13 protein-coding genes are annotated in these 24,123 nt (G+C 63.7%); 5 read left to right on the forward strand and 8 right to left on the reverse strand.

The features are described from left to right. Positions 1 to 216 precede the first annotated feature (216 nt). The 3 genes from SINAC_RS34090 (at position 217) to SINAC_RS34100 (ending at position 5,168) form a co-directional block, all read left to right on the forward strand. Positions 217 to 1,659: a DUF1501 domain-containing protein gene (locus SINAC_RS34090; protein WP_015250086.1), complete on the forward strand. Its 1,443-nt coding sequence runs from the start codon at positions 217 to 219 to the stop codon at positions 1,657 to 1,659. 126 nt (positions 1,660 to 1,785) lie between these two features. After that, positions 1,786 to 3,705: a PSD1 and planctomycete cytochrome C domain-containing protein gene (locus SINAC_RS34095; RefSeq protein ID WP_015250087.1), complete on the forward strand. Its 1,920-nt coding sequence runs from the start codon at positions 1,786 to 1,788 to the stop codon at positions 3,703 to 3,705. Between the two features lie 17 nt (positions 3,706 to 3,722). Continuing rightward, positions 3,723 to 5,168, forward strand: a complete 1,446-nt coding sequence (locus tag SINAC_RS34100; RefSeq protein ID WP_015250088.1) for a DUF1501 domain-containing protein — start codon at positions 3,723 to 3,725, stop codon at positions 5,166 to 5,168. Between the two features lie 63 nt (positions 5,169 to 5,231). On the opposite strand, the gene SINAC_RS34105 is transcribed toward SINAC_RS34100, so the two are convergent. The 8 genes from SINAC_RS34105 to SINAC_RS34140 form a co-directional block, all read right to left on the reverse strand. After that, positions 5,232 to 6,530, reverse strand: coding sequence for an MFS transporter (locus tag SINAC_RS34105; protein WP_020466526.1), 1,299 nt, complete (start codon positions 6,528 to 6,530; stop codon positions 5,232 to 5,234). A gap of 96 nt (positions 6,531 to 6,626) precedes the next feature. Next, positions 6,627 to 8,306: a carboxypeptidase-like regulatory domain-containing protein gene (locus tag SINAC_RS34110; RefSeq protein WP_015250090.1), complete on the reverse strand. Its 1,680-nt coding sequence runs from the start codon at positions 8,304 to 8,306 to the stop codon at positions 6,627 to 6,629. Positions 8,307 to 8,413: 107 nt separating this feature from the next. Beyond that, entirely contained in the window at positions 8,414 to 9,856 is a 1,443-nt protein-coding gene (locus SINAC_RS34115; protein ID WP_015250091.1) for a DUF1501 domain-containing protein, read from the reverse strand. Positions 9,857 to 9,872: 16 nt separating this feature from the next. Beyond that, positions 9,873 to 12,506 carry a PSD1 and planctomycete cytochrome C domain-containing protein gene (locus SINAC_RS34120; RefSeq protein ID WP_015250092.1) on the reverse strand — a complete coding sequence of 878 codons (2,634 nt, stop codon included), beginning with the start codon at positions 12,504 to 12,506 and terminating at the stop codon, positions 9,873 to 9,875. Between the two features lie 215 nt (positions 12,507 to 12,721). Further along, positions 12,722 to 16,264: a PKD domain-containing protein gene (locus SINAC_RS34125; RefSeq protein WP_015250093.1), complete on the reverse strand. Its 3,543-nt coding sequence runs from the start codon at positions 16,262 to 16,264 to the stop codon at positions 12,722 to 12,724. A 150-nt stretch (positions 16,265 to 16,414) separates the two neighbouring features. After that, positions 16,415 to 17,434 (reverse strand): polysaccharide deacetylase family protein, encoded by a 1,020-nt coding sequence (locus SINAC_RS34130; RefSeq protein WP_015250094.1) that lies wholly within the window; start codon positions 17,432 to 17,434, stop codon positions 16,415 to 16,417. 138 nt (positions 17,435 to 17,572) lie between these two features. After that, entirely contained in the window at positions 17,573 to 19,030 is a 1,458-nt protein-coding gene (locus SINAC_RS34135; protein ID WP_015250095.1) for a DUF1501 domain-containing protein, read from the reverse strand. A gap of 80 nt (positions 19,031 to 19,110) precedes the next feature. Further along, complete coding sequence (locus SINAC_RS34140; RefSeq protein WP_015250096.1) at positions 19,111 to 22,650, reverse strand: DUF1553 domain-containing protein; 3,540 nt, start codon at positions 22,648 to 22,650, stop codon at positions 19,111 to 19,113. Between the two features lie 313 nt (positions 22,651 to 22,963). Between SINAC_RS34140 and SINAC_RS34145 the strand changes: the two genes are divergently transcribed. Together SINAC_RS34145 and SINAC_RS34150 are read left to right on the forward strand one after the other, a co-directional pair. Next, positions 22,964 to 23,530: a helix-turn-helix domain-containing protein gene (locus tag SINAC_RS34145; RefSeq protein ID WP_015250097.1), complete on the forward strand. Its 567-nt coding sequence runs from the start codon at positions 22,964 to 22,966 to the stop codon at positions 23,528 to 23,530. A gap of 5 nt (positions 23,531 to 23,535) precedes the next feature. Further along, on the forward strand, positions 23,536 to 24,108 hold the full coding sequence (locus SINAC_RS34150) for a GNAT family N-acetyltransferase (RefSeq protein WP_015250098.1): 573 nt from the start codon (positions 23,536 to 23,538) through the stop codon (positions 24,106 to 24,108). The last annotated feature ends 15 nt before the right edge of the window (positions 24,109 to 24,123 follow it).

Here is a 24,123-nt window from a genome sequence, read left to right on the forward strand (position 1 = left end):
CTTTGATTTTCCGATAGGTTGCCATGACCAACTCTATGCTGATGGGTGCCACGGGTTGTACTCAACCCGTGAGCAGAAGCCCTGGTTTTTGGCTCACGGGTTGAGTACAACCCGTGGCACCCGGTGCCTGCGTTATTCAAAGGAAGACCATGTCCAACGGCTTCGCATCCTTGCAAATCGGCCCTGAAATCGGTCAAGCGATAGGTATCTAAGACCATGACTCAGGACTTCAGCTCATATCAGCGAGACCTGACGCGGCGAACCTTTCTTGGACGCTCCGCCTATGGCCTGGGGGGACTGGCACTCTCGAGCTTGCTCGGCCCGCACCTCCAAGCGGCCCCGGCGGCAAAGCAGGCCGGGCGCTGGCAAGGGGTGGTTCGTCCCCCACACCTGCCGGTGAAAGCCAAGCGGGTGATTCACCTCTGTATGGCCGGGGGACCTTCCCAGTTCGAGTCATTCGACTTTAAGCCCGAGCTGAAGCGACTTGACGGCAAGCCGTTCCCCGAGTCGTTTACCAAGGGGCAGCAACTCGCACAGCTCCAGAATGCCGAGCTCAAGGCACGGGGGTCGTTCGTCGACTTCCACAAGTATGGCCAATCGGGCCAGGAAATCTCGGACCTCTTCCCGAACATCGCCAGCGTCGCCGACGACATCTGCATCGTCCGCTCAATGCAGACGGAGCAGATCAATCACGACCCCGCCCATGCATTCATGAACAGTGGATCGATCATCAAAGGGCGGCCGAGCATGGGCTCATGGTTGCTCTACGGCCTGGGGTCGGAGGCGGAGGACTTGCCCGGGTTCATCGTGCTCACCTCCTCGGGCAAGATGGGGCTTCAGCCGGTCTCCGCGCGGCAGTGGTCGGCCGGCTTTTTGCCGAGCAAGTTTCAAGGGATCCTCTTCCAGTCGAAGGGGGACGCCGTCCACTACATCGGCAATCCCGACGGAGTCTGCCAGAGCGCTCAGCGGCAGGTGGTCGAGGAGGTCAACCGGCTCAACGGCCTGCTGGCCGAGGATCGCCTCGACCCGGAGATCCAGACCCGGATCAGCCAGTACGAAATGGCGTTCAAGATGCAGTCGTCCGTGCCGGAACTTACCGACTTCGCCAGTGAGCCGGCCCACATGCTCGACCTCTATGGCGTGAAGCAGCCCGGCGACGGCAGCTTCGCCTCGAACTGCCTGCTCGCCCGCCGCCTCGCCGAGCGCGGGGTGCGGTTCATTCAGCTCTATCACCGCGCCTGGGACCATCACGGCAACATCGAACCCGGGATGCGCTCGGCGGCCGAAGACGTCGACCGCCCCAGCGCCGCACTCGTGAAAGACCTCAAACAGCGCGGCCTGCTCGACGATACGCTGATCATCTGGGGCGGCGAGTTCGGGCGGACCCCGATGGGGCAAGGGACCGGCCGCGACCACCATATCCTCGGCTTCTCCCTCTGGATGGCCGGCGGGGGAATCCAAGGGGGGATCACCCACGGCGCCAGCGACGAACTCGGCTACCGCGCAGTCGAGGATGTGGTCCACGTGCGCGACTTCCACGCCACCCTTCTCCACCTCTGCGGGATCGACCACCGCCGGCTCTCGTTCAAGTACCAAGGGCTTGACGTCCACCTCACGGGCGTCGAACCGGCGAAGGTCGTCAAAAACATCCTTACATAATAAAACGTCTACAGCCAGAGTTCCGTCCTGGCTCCCTGTTGTCGTCGGGGGCGGTGATACCCGATAATGAGTCGAGGTCAGTCCGGCTGGCCTTGGCTTCCCCCATTCGATCGTCAGGGTCGCTCCATGAGACAGAATCGCTCGTTCCGGTTCGCTGCCGGGCTGATCGGCCTCGGTTTTATCGTGTCGTCGGGGTTTGCGGCCGATCCGAAATCGGTGGACTTCGCCCACGACATCGTACCGCTCATCAAGGACCGGTGCGCCAAGTGCCACACCGATGGAACCTACAAGGGTTCGTTCTCGCTGGACACGCGCCAATCGACGCTCAAGTCGGAGGCCGTCATCCCCGGCAAGAGCGCGGAGAGCGACCTCATCGCTCGGATCTTGAGCCACGATCCCGAAGAACAGATGCCCCCCAAGGGAGAGCGGCTCACGGCAGCGGAAGTGGCCCTGTTTCGAGGCTGGATCGATCAGGGGGTGAATTGGGAAGACGGGTTCACGTTCAAGAAGGGAACTTACGTCGCCCCCTTGAAGCTGAAGCACGTCGAGCTTCCCCCCACCCAGGACGGTCGCGACCACCCGATCGATCGGATCGTTGATGCCGAGCTCGCCGCGCACAAGGTCACGCGCCCCCCTGCGATTGATGACGCGACGTTTCTCCGACGGATCGACCTCGACCTCAGCGGGATCTTGCCCACTCCCAATGACCTCGAAGCCTTCCAGAAGGATTCGAGCGGCGACAAACGCGCGCGTCAGGCCCGCCATCTGCTCGACGACAAGACGGTTTACGCCGAACACTGGCTGACCTTCTGGAACGACCTGCTCCGCAACGACTACAAAGGGACCGGCTACATCGACGGCGGTCGCAAGCAGATCACCGGCTGGCTCTATCAGTCGCTGATCGAGAACACGCCGTTCGACCGGTTCGTCTACGAGTTGATCAGCCCCACGGCCGAGTCGGAGGGGTTCATCAACGGCATCAAGTGGCGCGGGCGGGTCAACGCCAGCCAGGTGCCCGAGATCCAGTTCTCGCAGAACGTGTCGCAGGTCTTCTTCGGCATCAACATGAAGTGCGCGTCATGCCACGATAGCTTCATCGATCGCTGGAAGCTCGACGACGCCTACGGCCTGGCCGCCATCATCGCGGAGCAGCCGCTGGAGATTCACCGGTGCGACAAGCCGACCGGCCGGATGGCGTCGCCCAAGTTCATGTGGCCCGAGCTCGGCTCGATCGATCCTTCGTTGTCGAAGTCGGAACGCCTGGCACAACTGGCCCGGCTCGTGACCGACAAGGACAACGGCCGATTCTCACGGACGATCGTCAACCGGATCTGGCAGCGCCTGATGGGCCGCGGGATCGTCCATCCGGTCGACGTCATGGCCAACGAGCCCTGGAGTGAAGACCTGCTCGACTACCTGGCCGGCTACCTTGTCGACCACAAATACGACCTCAAGTCGTTGATCGAGCACATCGTGACCTCGCAGATCTACCAGTCGAGCCCGGTCGTGCTCAAGAGCGAGCCGTTGGGGGAGGACTACGTCTTCCGAGGCCCCGAGGTCAAACGGATGACGGCCGAGCAGTATCTCGACGCCGTCTGGGCGGTCACGGACACTGGACCGAGCAAGCCGGATGCGCCGGTCAAAGGAGCGGCGGCCCGGGCAGCCAAGTCCCACGCCCGTCCCAAGGTGCGAGCCTCCATGGTCAATTCCGACCTGCTGATGCGGTCGCTCGGGCGACCGAACCGCGAACAGGTGGTAACGACCCGGGGCGACGTGCTGACGACCTTGCAGGCCCTCGACCTGTCCAACGGCCAGATCTTGACCGATCTCGTGGCCCAAGGCGCGGCCAACCTCCTCAAGGCAGAGCCCAAGGCGACCGCAGATCAATTGATCGAGTCGATCTATATCCAGTCCCTTAGCCGCCGTCCGAGTGACGGTGAGCTCACGTCAGCCCGCGAGCTGGTCGGTTCGCCCGCCACGCCCGAGGGGTTGGCCGACCTGTTGTGGGTGGTGTTCGTGCTCCCCGAATTCCAGTTGATTCGCTGAAGGAAGAGAGGACTGTCATGGGACACCGTTTCGATGACGATCGCCACCCGAGCCGTCGCGAATTTCTTCAAGGGATGAGCGCGGCCACCATGGCGGCCCTGGCGATGGGCGAGCCCCGGTTCGCCCAGGGCGAGGAGCCGATCAAGCAACCGACTCCGACCGCCGACACCTGTATCGTGCTCTGGATGGCCGGCGGAATGGCCGCGCCCGAGACGTTCGACCCCAAGCGCTACACCCCGTTCGAGGTCGGCGTCCCATCCGAGAAAATCCTCTGCACGTTCCCGAGCATTGATACGGCCGTCGACAACATCAAGATTTCCCAGGGCCTCGAAGAGATCGCCAAGGTCATGGACCGGGCCTCCTTGATCCGAGGGCACGTCGTCGCCGACCTGGGCAACATCCTCCACTCGCGCCATCAGTACCACTGGCACACGGGCTATGTCCCCCCCCAGACGGTCGCCGCGCCTCACATCGGCGCCTGGATGGCGAAGGTCCTGGGCCCGAAGAACCCGGCGATCCCGGCGTTCCTCAACATCGGGCAGCGGCTCGAAGGACATGGCGAGTCCGAGGAGTTGAAGGCGTTCACGACGGCAGGGTTCCTGGGCAGCGAGTACGGGCCGTTCAACCTGCCCTACCCGCTCGACGCCGTCGCAGCGGTCCGGCCCCCCAAGGGGATGTCCCGCGACCGATTTACAAACCGTGAGCGCCACCTCAAGAAGCTGATCGCAGAGAGTCCGCTCGGCGAGTTGGCCAGCGACTACCACCAGGAGTCGATCATCCGCGCCTTCGAAAACGCGCATCGGCTCTTGAACTCGCCCCATCGAGATGCGTTCGATCTGACCAAGGAACCGAAAGAGAGCTTCGAGAAATACGACACAGGGCGGTTCGGGCAAGGCTGCCTCCTCGCCCGCCGCCTGACCGAGGCCGGGGCACGCTACATCGAGGTGACGACCGAGTATGTGCCCTTCGTGAGCTGGGATACGCACGAGAACGGCCACACAACCGCCGAGGAGATGAAGAAGTCGATCGACCGGCCGATCGCACAGTTGATCCTCGACCTGGAAGAGCGCGGGTTGCTCGACCGGACCCTGGTCGTGCTGGCCAGCGAGTTCAGCCGCGACATGATGGTCGAAGGGGTCCCCGGCAGCACCGCGAAGGACCAGTCGCGGGCCGCGTCCGACGTCATGAAGGAGATGAAGCACTACGGCCTGCACCGGCACTTCACCGGCTCCGGGTCGGTCGTCATGTTCGGCGGCGGGATGAAGAAAGGGTTCCTCCACGGCGAGACGGCCCCCGAGCGCCCTTTGATCACGGTCAAAGACCCCGTCTCGATCTCCGACCTCCACGCGACCATCTTCACGGCCATGGGCATCTCCCCCAAGACGGCGTTCGACGTCGAGAAACGGCCGTTCTACGCAACCGAGGACGGCAAAGGTTTGGCCGTCAAGCCCTTGTTTGCTTGACCTTTTGGATCCGTGGGCCGTGCCCCCGCACGGCCCATCGGACAATTCGTTGCCGGTCTTGGATCAGGCTCTGACTCTGCGTTCCACGGCCGATCGGTTCGGGTTGAGAAACAGCCATGCGAGGCTGCCGGCCAGGTAGATGGCCGCGAACATGTAGAGCACCCAATCCCAGTTGCCGTTGGTGGCCCGGATGTGGGCGATCAGGTAGCCGACGGCGATCGGGCAGGCAATGGCTCCGATATTGCCCGACATGTTCATAATGGCAAAGCCAAGCGCAGTGTGCCGGCCGCTGATGTCCATCGTGGCGGCCCAGGTGGTCGGCGAGGCCAGGCCGGAGAGGAAGGCGCCCAGCGAGAGCATGGCGACTGCGGCGAGCGGCTCGTTGACGAACGTGGCCGCCAGGGTGGCGAGAGCGCAGGTTCCGAGCGAGAAGGCGGCCACGCCGCTCCGGCTCAGCCAACGGCTCCCGGTCCTGACAAGGATGACATCGACGAGTGGGCCGCCGAGGAAGCTTCCGACCACCACGCCGGCCAGGGGGAGCATGCTCAGGTCGCCGGCTCGCGAGGTCGCGACGCCGAATCCCTGCTCAAGGTAGGAAGGGAACCAGGTGATGAAGAGGGCGTACCCGAACGCCCTGAAGAACGCCTGAATACAGAGCGCCCACATGCTGACGCTCAAAGCCATGCTCATTAACACAGCAGCAAACGACGTCAGTTCCCCCGCATCCGAGTCCTTCGAATGCGGATCGAGCTCCAGGTCCTGGAGCCGAGGCCTGAGCGGAGCAGCCTCGCGAATCAGCTTGAGTTCCGCCAGGTTGACGGCCGGGTGATCGGCGGGCGTATTGCGGAACCAGAGGGCGAAGGCGACCGCCCAGACCACGCCGACGAGAGCGTAGACCTCGAACGCTCCCCGCCAGCCGAGTGGGTCCAGGAGTCGGACAGTCAGGCCGCTGGCGATAACAGCGCCGACCGACATCGAACCGGTGATGACCGCACCGGCCGTCCCCCGGCGCGATTCGGGAAACCAATCGGCCAAGGCCTTGATGATCACGGCGAACAATCCCGCCTGGGCAGCTCCCATGGCGATCCGCGACCAGCGGAGCACCTCGTACGACGGGGCCAAGGCCGAAGCCAACGTCATCAGCGACCAGAGGAGCGCAAACGCCGTGAGCGTGATCCGGGCCCCGATCCGCCCCCCCAACCAACCGCCAGGGATCTGCAGCCAGATGTAGCCCATGAAGAAGCCGCCCAGGACGTAGCCCATCTGGACGGCGTCGAGGTGAAGGTCGGCCTGGATCGTGGTTGCCGCCGTGGAGATGCTCGCGCGGGTCAGGTACGACACGATCGCCGCCCCGGCGAGCATAGCGAGTACGCCCCAGCGGACGTTCGTCGGGCGCTCGGAGAGCAGGCTCGTGGTCGGTTCAGGCGGATCGTAGGGGGATTGCGAGGTGATCGTGGTTCAAGCCTCCAGAAAGCGGTTGAGGACGTTCGAGGTGATTCGGGAGACGTGATCGTCGACGAGAACGGCGCTGGTCCAGGTGATCGAGCCGGCAGCGAAGACAGCCCCGCCGCCTTCCGCCTCGTAGTAGGCAAGGTCGGCCCCCCCCTCGTCGGGGTTGAGCCCTTTCGCAAGCCGGACCACCCCTTGGGGCGAGCTTGGCGAGACCTTGTCGGTCTCATGCCCCGAGGCTCCCCCCGCACACCGCATGTGCAAGCTGTTCCGACCGAACTCGTCGCCATCCTTCAGGCCCGTGCCGGAATAGACCCAATGCGCGGCGTTCGACACCCGGAACGGGGCGGAGGTCATGATCCCTTTTTCGTCGTAGACAACCCCAAGCAGGTTGGCCTCCGACTCGCCCCGCATGTGGAATCGGCTCTCGAGTCCCAGGCGGATCAGTTCACGGGCATCGCCATTCTGATAAATCACGGCCGAGGGTTCGACTAGGTCGACCTCGCAGTTCACGCCGTTACCCCCCAGGTACATCAACCGCCCGCCGCGCTGATGGACCCAGGCCTTGACCCGGTCGTACATCTTTCGCGTCCAGTATTCCGGATGCGTGCTGATGATCAAGACTTTGTAGGCGTCGAGGTTGAGGACTCCCGAATCAAGCTGGGTCTCGGCATAGTAGTCGTATGCGAACCGATTCTTTTCGAGCCAGCCGAGGAGCCGCCACTCGGCCGGGGCCAGGTGGCAGGCCGCGCGGCCCTCGATCGGGTCGGTGACTTTTTCATTCTCAGCGATATGGTTGATCGCCTCGGGTCGCTCGAAGGAGAGGGGGGCGTAATTGTCAGTGGCGTAGGTGACGTTCTCGGGGTCGGTGTACCGCCTCAGTTCCAGTCGAGAATTGACGATCGGAGTGGGCGGTAACTGGTCGGGGTTGATGTAGTTGCTTCGCCCGCCGAAGCTGTTATAAGCATTCCAGGAGATGTTTGAGGCGAGCACCGCCACCGGGGCTGACGGAGACGCAGGCGCCACGATCCAGGGGAACGAGAACTCGGCTCCCCGGGCCGTGTGGGCGTGGAAATAGTAGAGCCCGGACCGCGCCGGGGCGTCAACGTACTGCTTGTGATGCGGGCTGGTATACCCTTGCTTGTTCCACTCCGCCCCGGTCCGGCTGAAGTCGCCGTCGGGCGTGATCTGCATCGTGGCGCGAGGGCCGTGCTCGTCGAACCAGCCGAGGTTGCGGATGAACTCTTTCTCAAATCCATACCGCCAAAGCCCGAGTTTATACGGCTCGACCGAGTGGACGCGAAACTCCGACTTCTCGCCCGACTGCACCCATTTCGGCCAGGCATAGCCGAGCAGACCGTCAGTCAACAGCCGGAACTGGACAGGGGGGCCATCGCCCACCTTGACTTGCACACTCTTTGAGCCGTAGCCCGGCTTGGCGAGCGTGACCTTGTACAAACCAGGCTCGAGGTCGATGTGAACCGAACCGGAGGCGCGTGAGCGGGTCTCGAACGAACCCGACTCGTTCTCGAACTCAAGGAGCACGTCGGGAAGAGCGACGTAGCGTTCATCACTCACGTAGCCGATCAGCATTGCGAAGCCCCAGCGCAATTGCCACAGCGCCGGGTTCGTAAAACGACCATCATCGCTTGCTTCCCCGCCGAGCGCCTCGAAGACACGGGCACCCAACCTGCCCGCCGTAATCTTCGACTCAAGCGAATTGTGACAGGTAACTCGCCCGCGCTCCAGCGGTTACCGGGCTGGAATCCGCGAAGCAGGATCATGTCAAGACCGTGTCAAGCGAGCAGTCCTTGAACGACCTGTGCCGGCTGCCCGTCAACCAGGGAGCCATCGCCGTTGGGGCGTTTGAAGACAAGCGTTTTGTGGTCGAGGCCGAACAGGCTCAGAAGCGTAGCGTGATAGTCGGAGTGGGTCACGACGTCGTCGACGGCCTTGTGGCCAAGCTCGTCGGTCGAGCCGTGAACATGGCCCGCTTTGAATCCGCCGCCGGCCAGCCACATGCTGAAACCATATGTGTTGTGGTCGCGGCCGACGTTCTTCTCGTTCTGGACGACAGGCAGACGGCCCATCTCACCACCCCACGAGACCACGGTCGAGTCAAGCAGCCCGCGTTGTTGAAGGTCGCGAACGAGGGCGGCCGAGGGCCGGTCGACCTTGTGGCACATCGCCGGCAGTTGCTTGAGGATGCCGCCGTGATGGTCCCAATTCTGGTTGCCCGTGCAGACCTGGACGAACCGAACCCCACGCTCGACCAGGCGCCTGGCGATCAGGCAGCGGGTCCCGAACTCACGGGACTCAGGGTCGTCGAGGCCGTAGAGCGTCTGGGTCGCGGCCGACTCTCCGGAGATATCAAGTGCTTCCTTGGCGGCCGTCTGCATCCGCGCAGCCAGCTCGTAGCTGGCGATCCGTGCGGCCAGGTCCTGCTCACCAGGGCGTGCCTCGAGATGGTCCCGGTTGAACCGGTCGAGGTAGTCCAGATAGCGGCGCTGAACCTTCCCCACGAGGTGAGGGGGCGGGTCCAGGTTGGGGATCCGAGGCTCGGTGGGACGGATCACGGTCCCTTGATAGAGCGAAGGGAGCCAGCCCCCCGTCCAGTTATCGACCCCGATGACGGGGAGACCGCCGGGATCGGTCAGGACGCAGTAGGCTGGAAGGTTCTGCCCCTCGGTGCCCAAGGCATACGTGAGCCAGGAACCCAGGACCGGCCGACCCGTCGCGATCCGCCCGTTATTCAGCGCATTGATCGATTGGCCATGATTGTTCACGCCAGTCTGCATCGATCGAACCAGGGTAATCTCGTCGGCGACCTCCCCCAGGCCGGGGAGCAGCTCGCTGAGCTCCATCCCGCATTGCCCGTGGCGACGGAACTTCCAGGGGCTCCCCAGGAGCTTCGCGCTCGCCTGCCCGGCGTTGTCGTACTTGATGTCGCCGGTGAAGCTGTTGCCGTTTCGCTTGGTGAGCTCGGGCTTGGGGTCGAACAGGTCCAGGTGGCTCGGTCCCCCTTGCATGAACAGCGAGATCATGGCGCGGGCGCGCGGTGGCGCGGGGGGAGTCTTGGGAGTCAGGTCATAGACTGGCCGCTCCAGACTCGGCTTGGCCGGGGCCGCCAGGGCCCCCTCCTGGTTCAAGAGCCAGGTCAACGCTAACGAACCGATCCCCATGCTCTGGCTGGCCAGGAAGTGTCGCCGCGACGAGACCGCGAATGTGTTGTCCGACATGACTCCTCCTTCCGCGTCAATCGACGTACAGGAATGCGTTTGAGCTGAACAAGGCCTGGCAGAAGGTGGCCAGAGCCTGGTGAGCCGGATCCACCTTTTTCCCTGCCTTGGCGGAGGCGGCAAAGTCTTCTTGCTGGCTCGCCAGGAAATGCGCAGCCGACTCGACCTCTTCAGGGCGCGGTTCGAGGGCCAGGGCAAGCCTCCATGCGACCTGGATTCGCGCCCTCGGGTCGTCGCCCGCCTCGTGGGCCACCCGCATGGCGAAGGCTTCGGCCTGCTGAACAATGAACTCGCTGTTCATCATCATAAGTGATTGTGGAGCGACGGTTGAACTCGTCCGCTGTTCGCAGTTGGGAGTCATCGGCGGCGCATCGAACGTTTCCAACAGGCCGAGCGGGAGGCTGCGGCGAACCTGAATGTAAAGGCTCCTCCGCCACTCGGCGCTGCCGAGTGAGGCTCGCTCACGGACGGGCCGCCCTGCTCCATCGCGGTTGTCGATGCCGACGATGACTTGCCCCGCCTCGTCGACGGAGACCGGGACGGGGGGACCGTACATCGTCGGCGTGAGCCGGCCGCTCGCGGCCAGGACGGCGTCGTGGACCGCCTCGGCCTCGAGACGACGGACCGGCATCCGGCCCAGCAGGCGGTCGTCGGGATCAACGGCCTCAAGCTTCGGATCGCGCCGGGACGACTGGCGGTAGGCCGTCGAGGTCAGGATCAAACGGTTCAACGTTTTAAGTGACCATCCTTTGCTCATAAACTCATCAGCGAGCCAGTCGAGCAAGGCAGGGTGCGAGGGGCGGTCGCCGAGCATGCCGAAGTCGCCCGGCGTGTTGACGATCCCGCGCCCGAAGTGGTGGAGCCAGACCCGGTTGACGAGCACCCGAGCGACCAGCGGATGCTTCCCGTTCGTCAGGTGCCGCGCATAGGCGAGCCGCCGGCCCGTGGTGGGGAGAGCCGGGTCATCGATCGGAATGGCGGGGGGTTCCGAAGCCGTGCTCAGCACCTTGAACTCACCCGGTTCGACGGCCTGGCGGGGCTGCTGGATGTCGCCACGGTAGAAGAGATGCGTCGTGGGCACCTGTCCCGGCACTTCCGTGAGGGCGTGGACGAAGTCTTCGGCGGGCCGCTTCTCGCGTACCTTCGCCACCCGACTCGCAAAGTCGTTGATGATCGTGTTGAACGCTGCCGCGTCATAGAGACTGACGTTCCCAGGCGAGACATCCAAACGGGGATACATTTTGAGCCACTGCTTCTGCTCGGCACTTCGTTTCGCCTCGGGCGTGTCGCAGGCCATTCGCAGTTTTCCACGGAGCTCCTCCGGGGCCTCGGCCAGCTCTTGCTCGAAGACCTTCCGGACCAGGGCCTCGACCGCCTTGGCACGCTCCTCCTCGATCGCCTTGACCTCATGATCGACGCCCTCGGCGCGACGGCGTTCGCCCGCAGTCCAGAGCGAGACCAGGCGGGCCGGCGGCGACCGCCAGCTCTGCGGGTTGTAGGCCGGCTCGAAGAGGGCTCGGAACCGGTAGTAGTCGTCCGCCGGAATCGGGTCATAGCGGTGAGCGTGGCACTGGGCGCAGCCCACCGTCAGGCCGAGCAGCGACGTCGAGACGATCTTGATCGTCTCGGCGATCGTGTCGTTGCGGGCCAAAGCCTGCTCGACCTCCGGATCGCCACTGCCATCGGGCGCCATACGAAGGAACCCGGTCGCCACCAGCTTGTCGAGTGCCTCGGGAGCGAGATCCTGATAGGGAGGCGTGAGCATTTCGTCCCCGGCCAACTGCTCACGGATCAACTCGTCCCAAGGCCGGTCGTGGTTGAGGGACCGGACCAGGTAGTCACGATACTTATAGGCATACTTCCGCTCCGGGTCCGTGGGGGAGTAGCCATCACTGTCGGCATACCCGGCCACGTCCAACCAGTGCCGGGCCCAGCGCTCGCCGTAACGGGGCGAGGCGAGAAGTCGGTCGACCAGTCGCTCGTATGCATCGGCGTCTTCATCGGCCAGGAATCGATCGACTTCGGCCGGGGTGGGAGGGAGCCCCGTGACGGTAAAGGTAACGCGACGGATCAAGGTTCGCTTGTCGGCCTCCGGCGCGAAGCGGACGTTTTCCTTTTCGAGCCTTTCCAGCAGAAACGCATCGATTGGTGTACGGAGGAGGGCTTCATTTTCAACCTGGACGCGCGGGGGATCCGAACGGCGGATCGGCTGAAACGACCAGAAGGCCTTTTCCTCGTCGGTCGGCTCGACACCAGGGGCCAGGCTGGCCGGTTCCGGCCGTGCAGTGACGGCTCCCTGATCGATCCAGGTGGCGATGAGTTCTTTGTCCTTGGCCGAAAGCTTTTTATCCAGCGGCGGCATCTCGTCGTCGGCGATCCGCTGCCAGAGAAAGCTCTCCTCATGGTTGCTGGGGACGAGCGCCTCGCCGGAAACGCCCCCTTGCTTCATCAAACGAACCAGGCGAAGGTCAAGCTTCCCCTTGGGCTTCTCTTCCTCGCCGTGGCACTGGAAGCAGTGGGCCTTGAGAATCGGTCGGACATCCTGCTCATACGTCAGCCGACGCTCGGGCTCGGCGGCAGGGACACTGAAGGAAAAATTCAGCGTCAACAGGAGAAGCCAACTCGCTCGAAAGAGCCAACGCGTTGTCATCACCGTGGACTCCAGCGGCAAGGGGCCGCGTTACGGTGGGAGGTTTGCAACCATAAGGGCCGAACCAAGGTGCAAAAAAAGGGGAGGCGGGCGATCGACCTGATCGGTTCCACGAAACCGACCAGGCCGACCTCGTTCAACAATAGTCAAACGTTTCGCCGCTTACAAGAGCGTCCGGCTTGCGTCCCAGGGGTTGGTTCTGCTTTCGGATCTCGTCACTTGGCTTTCGCTTCGTCGACGACCACGTGCAGTCTTGCCACCGCCTTGGCACCTTGGCGATTGGCCCGTTCAACCCGGACGAGATAATGACCTGGCTTGGCGAACGGATGGGTCAGAATGGCATAGCCGTCTTTGGCAAGCGGTTTGACGGTGCCGTCGGAGTGGCTCGTGACGACTGGGGTGCCGTCGCCGAAATCCCAGGTCTCCTCACCGTCGGTCGTCCGGAAAGTCCGCACTTTGAACGTGACCGCTTCGCCCGGCTGGATCCCGGTTGTGGGTGAGAAGGAGGCGTGAATCGTCGGCGGGAGTTGATCCGGCTGCGAAGGGTCAAGGACCTGGACAATGGCAAAGTCGTAGTCGACGCGCCCCTGACGATCGGCGACCTTGAGAATCTCATTGTAGGTGCCAGGCCGATCGTAGACGTGCTTAACTTGAGTGCCAACCTCGGTCTTGCCGTCGCTCAGCGTCCACTCATAACTTGCGATATCACCCGATCGGCTCCACGACTTGGTGCCGTCGAGCGTGACCGGTTCTCCGGTCCAGGCGAGCCGGTGGGGGCGGGCCACGGCGATGAGGTCGGGCTTCTGCTCGCGCTGGGCGGCCTGCCAGAGGAAGGCGTATCCTTCCTCGGTCCCCCAACGGCCCGACGGCTGCCGGCTCTTGATCTCAAAGTGGAGGTGAGACCAGCCGCCACTCGCCCCTTCCTTGCCAAGGACGCCGATCTTCTGGCCCTTGCGAACCGAGGCCCCGGGGGTGATCGCCGGATCGATCGATTGCAGATGACTGTAGCGGTAGAACCACCCTCGGTCATCGACCAGATAGACAACGTCATAGCGTGGGCGGGCCGGGGTGTCATCGAACCCCGGAGTGAGCGTGGTCCCGGCGCTGGCGACGAAGCCGTCGGTAGCCGCCACGACGTCGACAAGGCCCTCCGCGCCGCCAATGTCCAGACCGCTGTGGTAATAGATCTTCTTGACGTCGGGCTTCTCGCCGCCATCGACATAGACCGGTTCGTTGGCCATTTGCGTGGACGTGGCGAACCAGCGCTGGCGGACCGGGTAGGTAAAAGCGGTCGGCTCGATCCAAGGGGATTTTCCCGGCCAGAGCCGGATCCGGGCATCCTTCTCGAGTGCCCACGAGTCTTCGCCGCTGTTGCCGCGATATCCCCCCGTGATCGGGCAATCCACCTGCACCCCGCCCACGGGAACCGGCAAGTTGTAGTTGCCCGTGGCCAGCGTGACCGGCTTGCCGTTGACCTCGATCTTGACCTCGGCGCCCCGAACGGCCTGCCGGATCACGTCGCGATCTTCCTTGAGATCGATCAGCTTGACGATGGCCTCCTCGCCGTCAGAGAGCATGACCACCTGTGTCTCGCCAACGGTCAGGTCAACGGCCCGCACCAACGGGTCGCTTGTCGGCAGCGGCGGGCCGGACTGGACCGTCAACTTCGCTTCCGCGCCCTGGGCCTGATAAGCCTTGGTGCATGCCAGGTAGGCCGTGGCTACCTTCTCCGGCGACAAGGGGCGTCCGGCCGGGTCGACCGACGCCTTGATGGAGAGTTCGCGAGGCGCGACGAGAGCCGCCAGGTCGGGCAGGTCGTAGGAGGCGAGGGCGCCCGGGACGGCGTTGGCGAGTTGACCCCGCGAGATCGGCGTCCGGACAACATCGGACCAGGATGTAATTGGACCCTCAAGTGAGAGCCCAATGATCTTGGGTTCGAGCACCGCCGCGTGCAGTGCAATCGGACCTGCCGTCCCCTGGCCGATCAGGACGACCCCGTCTTGATAGTCACCTGCGATGGCACCAACGACGGAGAGCACGTCACCCACCCGCTGCCCGAGCAGAGGACGGCCAAGATTGATCGCGAGAAAGGCCTCCTTCGAATCGCTGCCGAAGGGGCCCGACTTTGTGCCGGGGGACGTCTCACCCATCCCTCGAAGCCCCGCGATCAGAACAGAATTTCCCGCTTTGACCATCGCCTCGCCGAGTTGCCCGGGCTCCCGGACCGCGCGATCGTCGTCCCCAACGATGAAGGTCAGGCGCCTTGCTTTGGCCTGCTTCTCAGGGACGAGCAGCAGGGCGGGCACCTTGATGCCAGGCTCAGTCGTGAACACAAACTTGCGGATCGTGTAACCGGGACGCTTGATCTCCCCCCGTGCTTCACGATCGGCGGGCGAGATCGTCTCGCGCAGACCAATCAGCCGGCGCACCTCAGCGAGCCGTGCAACCTGATCGTTCTTCGATCGTGATTCCTCGCGACGACGGGTGAGTTCATCGGCGCGTTCGATGTTGAGGTCGAAGACCGACTTACCGTGGAAGGCGCTCAGGACTTGCCCGGTCTCGGTGCATTGGAGTTGCAGATCGGTGGCGATCGGAAAGTCAGGCTCGACCGGAGCGTCATCGATCTTGAGGAGCCAGCGCCTCAGCCAGCGCATCGCGGCCTCGCGCCTCGGCTTGGTGAAGCCGTGGGGCTCGTCCGACTCGAACAGGTCGACCCGCTCGCCAAAGCCGAGCCGGCCGTAGACCAGCTTCACCTCGCGGAACGTGTCCCAACTCCCCTGGATGTCGAAGAAGTCACGCGTGCCGACCGAGAAGAGGGTCGGCTTCGGTGCGCGGAGGATCGCATAGTCGCCATGGTCCATGCCGAAGGCGACCTGGCCGGTGATGTTCTGCTCGGCGTCTTGCGGGCCGATCGTGGAGAAGAGGCGGTCGAGCGAGGTGATGTAGCACGAGGGGGCGGCCACAGCGATCCGGTCGTCGAGGGCCATCAGGTAGGCCGTCAAGGTGCCCCCTCCCGAGTTCCCCGTACAACCAAGGCGCTTTGGGTCGATCTCGGGGCGCGAGGCGAGGTAGTCGAGGCTCCGAATTCCATCCCAGATTCGGTAGGACGCCAGCGAGCGGCCGACGAGCAACGAGCCGATCCCGGCCATCGTGTGCTCGGTGGTACTCCCCACGATCGCAGCTTTCCCTTGGTCGTCGAGCCTTTGAAGCCGCTCCCCCTGGCCGATCGGGTCGTAGCAGAGCGCGGCCATGCCGTTCTTCGCCAGCAAAATGCAAATCCGCTGATAGGTTTCCCCCGCCTTGCCGTTCTGGCTATGACCACAGGGGACCAGGACCCCCGGAACGGGTGAATCCGACTCGGGCAAGTAGAGCAGTGCGGTGACGTGATGGCCGGGGCGGCTCTCGTAGACCAGGCGCTCGACGCGGTAGCCATCGCGCGGGTCATTGCCGACAACGCGGGCGTTGAGCGGCGTCTTCTCAGGCAGATCGCCCAGCGCTTCGAGGAACTTGCCACGGATTTCCGTCTGCCGCTGCCGGACCGCCTCGGGCGTCTGCAAGGCGGCGACCCGCTTTCGCCGGGCCTCGAGAAGTTCGTGGGCCTGATGCTGCAAGGCCCGGTAGAGCATGGTCCGGGGCTGTTCGTCGGATTTGAGCACCGTGCCGACATCCTCGGCCCGGAGCCGGCCGGCTCCCAGGGCGATCAGAGCGGCGAGGATCATGGAGAATCGAGAACCGATCGACCCATCGGCAAGTTTCATATCCGCAGCTCCCAGGAGGCATTGAAGCCAATACGGGACGATCTTGGCTGAGCCCACGTCGATTGCCAAGGGGCAAGAAGGGTTGAGCAGGCTGAAATCCCTCGAAGCGCTTTCCCCAACACGAGGAAGATGGCAAGCGTTGTGACAGGCCTAGCGGCCGGTGTTTGCCTTGGCGCGTTGCGCGATCGTCCCGAGGTCGGTCAGGGCCGCGCGTGATCCTGCTTTCTCGACCATCTCACAGATCATGTCGATCGTGCGAAACTTCGGGTCGGCGACGGTCAGGCACGAGGGGTGGGCCAGAAAGTCGAACGTAGCGCGATTCTCGATCGCCCAGGAGACCCCCGAGCGGATCGTTTCCAGGAAGGATTCGAGCGGCCAACGGCCGGTGCGAAACGCATTGATATCGCTGACCGGGCTCATGGGAACTTCGATCAACCCCGACGGATAAACGAAGGGCTGAGCCTGAGCCTGGGCCGCGACCACCCCCTGGATCAGTTCCGCTGATGGGGCCTGGCCTGGGGGACTTGCAGGGTGCGCCGGATATTTGCTGCTGACCCAGTGGTAACCCAACTTGAGGAGGAGTTCCTGAACGTCGGGTCGATCGGAGATCCCGTTGAAAAAACCGCCGGGAGTACGGAATCCGGCCGGCTCGATGCCGACTCGATGCTTCATCGCCGCGCCTGCCATGCGAATGTTGGCGGCGACAGCCTCAGCCGGCGTTTTCCCTTCGATCAGCCAGGGGGCGCGTTTGAAGCGGAACTGGACGTCCTCGGGCTTCGTCGCCTTGACATAGACATGGTCATACGTATGATTGCCGACCGGATGCCCTTGCTCGATAATCTCGCGGAGCCAGTCGACATTCTCTTGCTCGAACGTCTGTCCGAGGGCGAAAAAGTGGATCCGCCCTCCCTTCGCCTTGACCCGGCGCGCGGCCTCCACAGCGTACCGTTTCGTGTCCTGGTCGAGGTTCCCCTTTTCGAAGTCCCAATGGGTGTCCTCCCAGGCGGGGAAGTTTCGGCTCATTTCCAGGTCGAGGGAAATCGCAATCAGGGCCTGGTCGGCCGGAGGATCGGCGGCCCGAGCGTATCGGGCGCCGGCCGCGAACAGGCCGGCCGAGAGGGTTGAGGCGAGCACTTCCCGGCGAGTCAGATCATTACGAGCCTGGAACATGAGATGATCCCTCAACAGGTCGGCCGTATCGTATTTGGGATTCCCGAGAGACTCCGAACCCAATTAGCCCCAACGGGGCTCATGGCGATTGCCGGATGCCGGGGCTGAAATCCGACAACCCACACAAGGAAGAAAATCTTAGGACAAGAGATCCTTGACCACATGCCCATGAACGTCGGTCAGGCGATAGTCACGCCCCTGGAAGCGGTAGGTCAGGCGTTCGTGGTCGAAACCGAGCAAGTGGAGGATCGTCGCCTGGAGGTCATGGATGTGGACCTTGTCGCGTGCCACGCTGAAGCCAAGCTCGTCCGATTCGCCGTACATGAACCCCGGCTTGACCCCGGCTCCGGCCATCATCATCGTGAAGCAGTCGGGGAAGTGGTCGCGACCCAGGAGGGCGCTGGTTGCGGTGCGTCCCTCGCGGAACGGGGTCCGGCCGAACTCGCCGCCCCAGACGATGAGCGTCTCATCCAGCAGGCCACGCGATTTCAGGTCGTTGATCAAGGCCGCAACCGGCCGATCCATCGTGGCACACTTATTCGTGAGGCCACCGACAATATCCTGGTCAGCGCTCGTGCCGTGGAAGTCCCATCCCCAGTCAAAGAGCTGGACGTACCTGACCCCCTGCTCGACCAGGCGGCGGGCCAGCAAGCAGTTGTTGGCAAAGCTCGATGCGCCCGGCATGGCTCCGTAGGCGTCGAGCATCCATTGGGGCTCGCGGCCAATGTCCATCACCTCGGGGACCGACGTCTGCATCCGGAACGCCAGCTCATATTGTGCGATTCGCGTGAGTGTCTCGGGGTGCCCCAACTCCTTCGCCTGGAGCTCGTTGAGGTCCCGGAGCGCATCGAGGCTCTCCCGACGGAGCGAGCGATCCATCCCGGACGGGTCGGACGCGTAGAGGACCGGGTCCCCCTTCGAGCGGCACTGCACCCCCTGGAACACCGAGGGGAGAAAACCGCTGCCGAACGAGCTATTCCCTCCGTTGGGCTGAACGCCGCTGGAGATCAAGACGACATATCCAGGGAGGTTCTCGTTTTCCGTCCCGAGCCCGTAGGTTGTCCAGGCCCCGAGTGAGGGACGGCCCGAGCGGGGCGAACCGGTATAAAGAAGCAGCTCCGCCGGCGCGTGGTTGAACTGGTCGGTATTCATGGACCGGATCACGCAAACGTCGTCGGCCACTGTCTGGAGGTGAGGGATGGCATCCGACATCCAGACCCCTCCCTCGCCGTACTGCGCGAACTTGCGTCGGGTCCCCAGCAGCTTGGGCGTTCCCGAGGTGAACGCAAACATCTTCCCTTTCAGGAAGGTGTCGGGGCAGTCTTGCCCGTCGCGTTTGGCCAGTTCGGGCTTGTAGTCGAACAGGTCGAGGTGCGGCGGTGACCCGGTCAGGTGAAGATAGATGACCCGCTTCGCCTTAGGGGCGAAGTGCGACAGCTTCGGGGCCAGGGGATCCACGACCTTGGACGCAACGCCAGCCCCAGGCGCATCGCCGGCCAGCAGTGACGACAGCCCGATCGCCCCCAAGCCCACCTGGCTCTCCTTGAAGAAGTGCCGGCGCGTGATGTGCTGCAATCGCTCGAGTCGAGGATCCATCGATCATTCTCCCAAGACGGCTCAGAGTGATTTGTCCTTGAACGCGAAACGACAGCAACAGCGAGAGATGCCCAAACCCATTAACGCTTCATGAGCATTTCATCCAGGTTCAAAAGCACGTTACCAACGACCGTCCAGGCGGCCAGCTCGGCAACGTCGGAACCGGCGGGCACCGGCCCCAGCGGGTTGGCAGCCAGGTCATTGGCCCGCTTGAGATCCTTGGTAAACGGCGGGCGACTGGTCTCAAAGAGCCGGACCAAACGTTCGACTTCGACGTCACTCGGCGGCCGAGACAGGCAGAGTTGGAACCCGAACTTGACCTTCTCGGCGGCCGACCCACCCCGCGCGGCGATCCGCCGCGCCAGCGCCTGGGCCGCCTCGATATAGACCGGATCGTTCAGCGTAACCAGAGCCTGGAGCGGCGTGTTCGTCCGCATCCGCCGCACAATGCAGACCTCGCGGTTAGGGGCGTCGAAGGTCGCCATCGAGGGATAAGGATTCGATCGTCTCCAGGTCGTGTAGAGACCGCGACGGTATTTATCGGCCCCCGGGCTGGTCGTCCAGTCGATCCCACCGCCGAACGCAGCGCTCAAGCCCGACGACGGCTGCGGCGGCTTGACCGGCGGCCCATACATCTTAGGACTGAGCAACCCACTCACCGCGAGCGACTGGTCGCGGATCATCTCGGCCGAGAGCCGGAACCGAGGACCGCGCGAAAGAAGCTGGTTATCCGGGTCGCGGTTGAGCAATTCGGGGTCGACCCGCGAGTCTTGCCGGTAGGCCGCCGAGGTCACCAGCAGCTTGATGAACCCTTTCAGATCCCAGCCCCCGCGCACCAGTTCGACCGCCAGCCAGTCGAGCAGTTCAGGGTGGGTCGGCGGCTCTCCTTGCGAGCCGAATTCCTCACTCGTCAGCACCAGGCCCGCGCCAAAGATTTGCTCCCAACAGCGATTGGCGATCACCCGGGCCGTCAGCGGGTTCTCCTCGGCCACCAGCCAACGCGCCAGCGCCAGCCGATCGACCGGACTCCCTTCCGGGAGCGGCGGGAACGTAGCAGGGACTCCTTCGCCAACGTCCTGCCCCTGGTCGAGATAGTTGCCTCGGCGCTGGAGCTTCGTCATTCGACGGTCCGCCTTGGCGAGTTCGCGCTGGACCGGCACGCTTGTGTCGGGCTTGATCGCGGCCAACTCTTTCTCGACCACCGCGAGCCGCTCACGCGGAGCCTTCAACTCGGGCGCGACGAGGGCCCGGTAGTGCTTCGCCAGTTCTTGGCTCTGCGCATCGGTGCGGGCGGCTCGCGGTGTTCTCAGAACGGCCAGCACATTCTCCGGCGTCCGGGCAAGTTCCCCGGCACGTTCGTCGTCGGAGACCAGGAGCCGGAATCGGCCGAGCGTATGCTTCGCTCGCTTGGAGACCTGCTCAATCGCGATAGTCAAAGTCGAGCCCGGCTCGACCACCAGCGGGGTCGCGGTCAGGAGCGTCAAGGCACGGGGGCGACCAGCCATTCCGCCCGGCCCCCAGCCCTGGGTAGCCACTTTCGTGTTGTTCAAGACGTCCGCTGCGCTCGACGACGTCTCCGGATCCTCGCTGAACGCCGCCACGAAACTTACGTCCTTGGCTGCGCTGAGCGGAAACTCCACACTCGGGTGCGGAGCCGCCTTAACTAGCTGCGTCCAGACCGGCTCCCGCTTCTCGTCGAACAGGCTGATCCGAAATCCGCTGAGCCGCGTGTGGAGGTCGTTATCCGTCCGGTTCCAGATCGCAACCCGGTCGACCGCTTGCACCTGCTTCAGGTCGACCTCCCACCAAGGGTTGTCCGAGACCAAAGTGTGCGTCGTCGACTTCCCCTCGGCATAGTGGCCGTTGGTGTTACCGTCGATCGCCAGCTTAGCCGGGCCATCAAATCCGGTACTGCTCTGCGTGGCCTCACCCCGGGGCGACACGTTCTCGGAACCGCTGAAGACCTGCACTTCGGCCAGCGAAAGGATCTTCTGTTCGCCCGGGATCTCGACCCGCAAGAACCGGCCGGCCGACCGGCCATCCCCAGGCGGCGTGACCGACGCCACGACCCGGGAGACCATGAAGTTCCCCCCCGGCGCATGCCCCGGCCCTCGGTCGGGCAACGTCTCATGCGGCAGGGTCTCGAGTCGCAGGGCGGTGAGTCGTCCCCCGTCCGCAGCCACCTTCAGCGTGTAGATATCAGTGTTTGCACCGGCCGTTTCGACGAGGACGGATTGATCGTCGAGCAGCGAGAGCTTGGCCGCGCTCTGCGGCTTCATTGCGACAGGCCGGAGCGGCTTCCAGCGGAGCTCGGTCGGAAACGACTCCTCCCATCGCTGCTGACTGGCGATTAGTTCGGGAATGGGCGTCTCGAACACCTTCTTCTTGAGGGCAATCGCTTCGCTTTCCAGAGCCGCTTTGCGCTGGTTTTGGTCGTCGGAGAAGAACGTGATCAGCGGACTCTCGTCCTTGAGATCACGGTCTTGTGTATTGTTGAAGAACGCAAAGAGTTTGAAATATTCTTCTTGCGTGAGTGGATCATACTTGTGGTCGTGGCACTGGGCGCAGGCGATCGTCGTCCCCATCCAGACGGCCATGGTCGTGTTGACCCGGTCGACGACGGCGACGTTGCGGAACTCCTCGTCGTTGGTCCCGCCTTCATTGTTGGTCAGTGTATTGCGATGGAAGGCGGTCGCGATCAGTTGCTCTTCGGTCGGGTTCGGCAAGAGGTCGCCAGCGAGTTGTTCGATGGTGAATCGGTCGAACGGCTTGTTGGCGTTGAGCGACCGGATGACGTAGTCGCGGTAGCCCCAGATTGTTCGGGGGGGGTCGTCGGCGTAACCGGCCGAGTCGGCATAGCGGGCGAGGTCGAGCCACATCCGAGCCCAGTGCTCGCCGTAGGCTTGCTTGTCGAGCAACCGGTCGACGAGATGGTCGTACGCGTCGGGACTTTTATCGTTGACGAATACATCGACTTCCTCGAGGGTCGGCGGCAACCCGGTCAGATCGAGGCTCAACCGCCGGATCAAGGTGAACCGGTCGGCCTCGGTCTTGGGCTTGAGCTTTTCCTGTTCCAGGCGGGCGAGGATGAAGTCGTCGACGGCGGTCCTCAGCCAGGCGGTGTCACCGACCTTGGGCAGCGGCGGTCTGACCGGCTTGGTGTACGACCAGTGTTTGGCATACGGCGCTCCTTGCCGCACCCATTCGTTCAGCAGTTCCACATCCTTCGGTGAAAGCGCTTTACCGATTTCCTTCGGCGGCATCTTCTCGATCGGGTCGTCGGAAAGGATGCGCTGAATCAGTTCGCTCTCGTCGGGATTCCCTCGAACGATGGCCGCATACCCCCCGAGGTCGGCGAACGCCCCGGCCTCGTTGTCGAGGCGCAACGGTTTGGTGACCCCTTTCCGCTTGGCGGCATCCGGCCCGTGGCAGGTGAAGCAGGCATTCGAGAGGATCGGCCGAATTTCGCGGTTGAAGTCGATCGGCCGGGCCGGCGGGTCACCCGCCAACGCACTTCCACCGGCCAGAAGTGCGAACGCCGTCGCCAAGACGAACGCGGCGAACGGCGAGCGGAGGAGCCGACTCTCGATCGATCTCGTCGACGCGGGCGTACCGTGCATGGTTACAACCGTTTAGGCAATAAGGTGGGTGGGATGGCGCATTGCTGCGCCACAGCCTGGCGGAGTCATCCAGAAGTATAACGCATCGTCCGCCCCTCAAGCGAGAGCCTCGCCCTGCCCGTCCGGGAGAGTCGCTAAAGACAAGCGTTACAGTCCCGGGTGGCCGAGCGGTCGTCCTTGCGACCCCAGATCCAGGGCATGTGTTCATCGAGATCGACACGCGCTCGGGAGAGCCAGGACGTCAATGGCGACGGCGTCAAAGTCTCTGGCAAAACCCCTTGCACAGCAATAGGCCGTCCACTATAAATGACGCATGACCACTATAATAGACGACACAGGCGCTCGGATCGCCCGCCGCCTTCGGCTTGAGCGCGATGCGCGCGGCTGGTCCCTGGCGGACTTGGCCGAGCGTTCGACTGTCTCCAAGGCAACCATCAGCAAGATCGAACGCGAGGAAATGAGTCCGACCGCCGTGATCCTGGTGCGGCTGGCCGGGGCCTTCGACCTGACCCTCGCGGGCCTTTTGCTGAGGGCTGAGGGGGAAGGGGAGCGGTTGTCGCGGGCCGTCGATCAGCCGGTCTGGCGCGATCCCGACACAGGCTACCTGCGCAAGCAGGTATTCATTCGACCCGACCATCCGCTGGAGCTCGCCCAGATCGAGCTGCCCGCCGGACAGCGCGTGGTGTTACCGGCCTCGTCCTATGCGCACATCCGTCAGGTCATCTGGGTACGGGCGGGCGAACTCGTCATCCTGGAGGGGGGCGAGCGGCACGTGCTAGGACCCGGCGACTGCCTCGGATTCGGCCCACCGTCCGAGGTGACCCTGGCTAACGAAACCAGCACATCCTGCACTTATGTCGTCGTACTTGCTCGGAGTTAGCTGCGATGCCCGAGATCGAAATCAAAACCTTGAGCGCCTCGCCAAAGATTTGCGAGATGCTGAGCGAAATTCTCACGGAGGTGGTCGCAAACGGTGGATCGGTCAGCTTCATGCACCCGCTCGAGCCGGAAAAGGCGGGAGCGTTCTGGGAGGACGCGCTGGCAGCGGCAGCCCGGGACGAACGGATTGTTCTGGGGGCCTGGGATGGCGAAATCTTGGCTGGCACAGTCACCCTGCTGCTCAATTGTCCGCCCAACCAGCCGCACCGGGCCGAAATCGCCAAGCTGATGACCCGCCTGAGCCATCGGGGGCGAGGCGTGGCAGTGGCCTTGATGCGAGCAGCCGAGGACTTCGCCGTGCAGCGGGAGCGCACCCTCTTGGTGCTTGACACCGCGGCCGAGGGCGGGGCATCGGGGTTGTATGAAAGGCTAGGGTTCACACTCGCCGGAACGATCCCAGACTATGCGCTGAAGCCGCATGGGGGACTGACCGGAACCCAGATCTATTGGAAACGCATCGGAGCTGATCCTGCAAAGGCAGACTCCAATGCGAGCGGCATTCCTCAACTCACGCGGTGAGAACCCCAACATATC

This window comes from Singulisphaera acidiphila DSM 18658 (assembly GCF_000242455.2).
Lineage (GTDB): Bacteria > Planctomycetota > Planctomycetia > Isosphaerales > Isosphaeraceae > Singulisphaera > Singulisphaera acidiphila.

Coding starts and splice junctions, on each gene's coding strand:
- SINAC_RS34120 (WP_015250092.1), bottom strand. CDS start 12,506: ATGACAACGCGTTGGCTCTTTCGAGCGAGTTGGCTTCTCCTGTTGACG.
- SINAC_RS34125 (WP_015250093.1), bottom strand. CDS start 16,264: ATGAAACTTGCCGATGGGTCGATCGGTTCTCGATTCTCCATGATCCTC.
- SINAC_RS34150 (WP_015250098.1), top strand. CDS start 23,536: ATGCCCGAGATCGAAATCAAAACCTTGAGCGCCTCGCCAAAGATTTGC.
- SINAC_RS34140 (WP_015250096.1), bottom strand. CDS start 22,650: ATGCACGGTACGCCCGCGTCGACGAGATCGATCGAGAGTCGGCTCCTC.
- SINAC_RS34135 (WP_015250095.1), bottom strand. CDS start 19,030: ATGGATCCTCGACTCGAGCGATTGCAGCACATCACGCGCCGGCACTTC.
- SINAC_RS34130 (WP_015250094.1), bottom strand. CDS start 17,434: ATGTTCCAGGCTCGTAATGATCTGACTCGCCGGGAAGTGCTCGCCTCA.
- SINAC_RS34100 (WP_015250088.1), top strand. CDS start 3,723: ATGGGACACCGTTTCGATGACGATCGCCACCCGAGCCGTCGCGAATTT.
- SINAC_RS34115 (WP_015250091.1), bottom strand. CDS start 9,856: ATGTCGGACAACACATTCGCGGTCTCGTCGCGGCGACACTTCCTGGCC.
- SINAC_RS34090 (WP_015250086.1), top strand. CDS start 217: ATGACTCAGGACTTCAGCTCATATCAGCGAGACCTGACGCGGCGAACC.
- SINAC_RS34145 (WP_015250097.1), top strand. CDS start 22,964: ATGACCACTATAATAGACGACACAGGCGCTCGGATCGCCCGCCGCCTT.
- SINAC_RS34095 (WP_015250087.1), top strand. CDS start 1,786: ATGAGACAGAATCGCTCGTTCCGGTTCGCTGCCGGGCTGATCGGCCTC.
- SINAC_RS34105 (WP_020466526.1), bottom strand. CDS start 6,530: ATGCTCGCCGGGGCGGCGATCGTGTCGTACCTGACCCGCGCGAGCATC.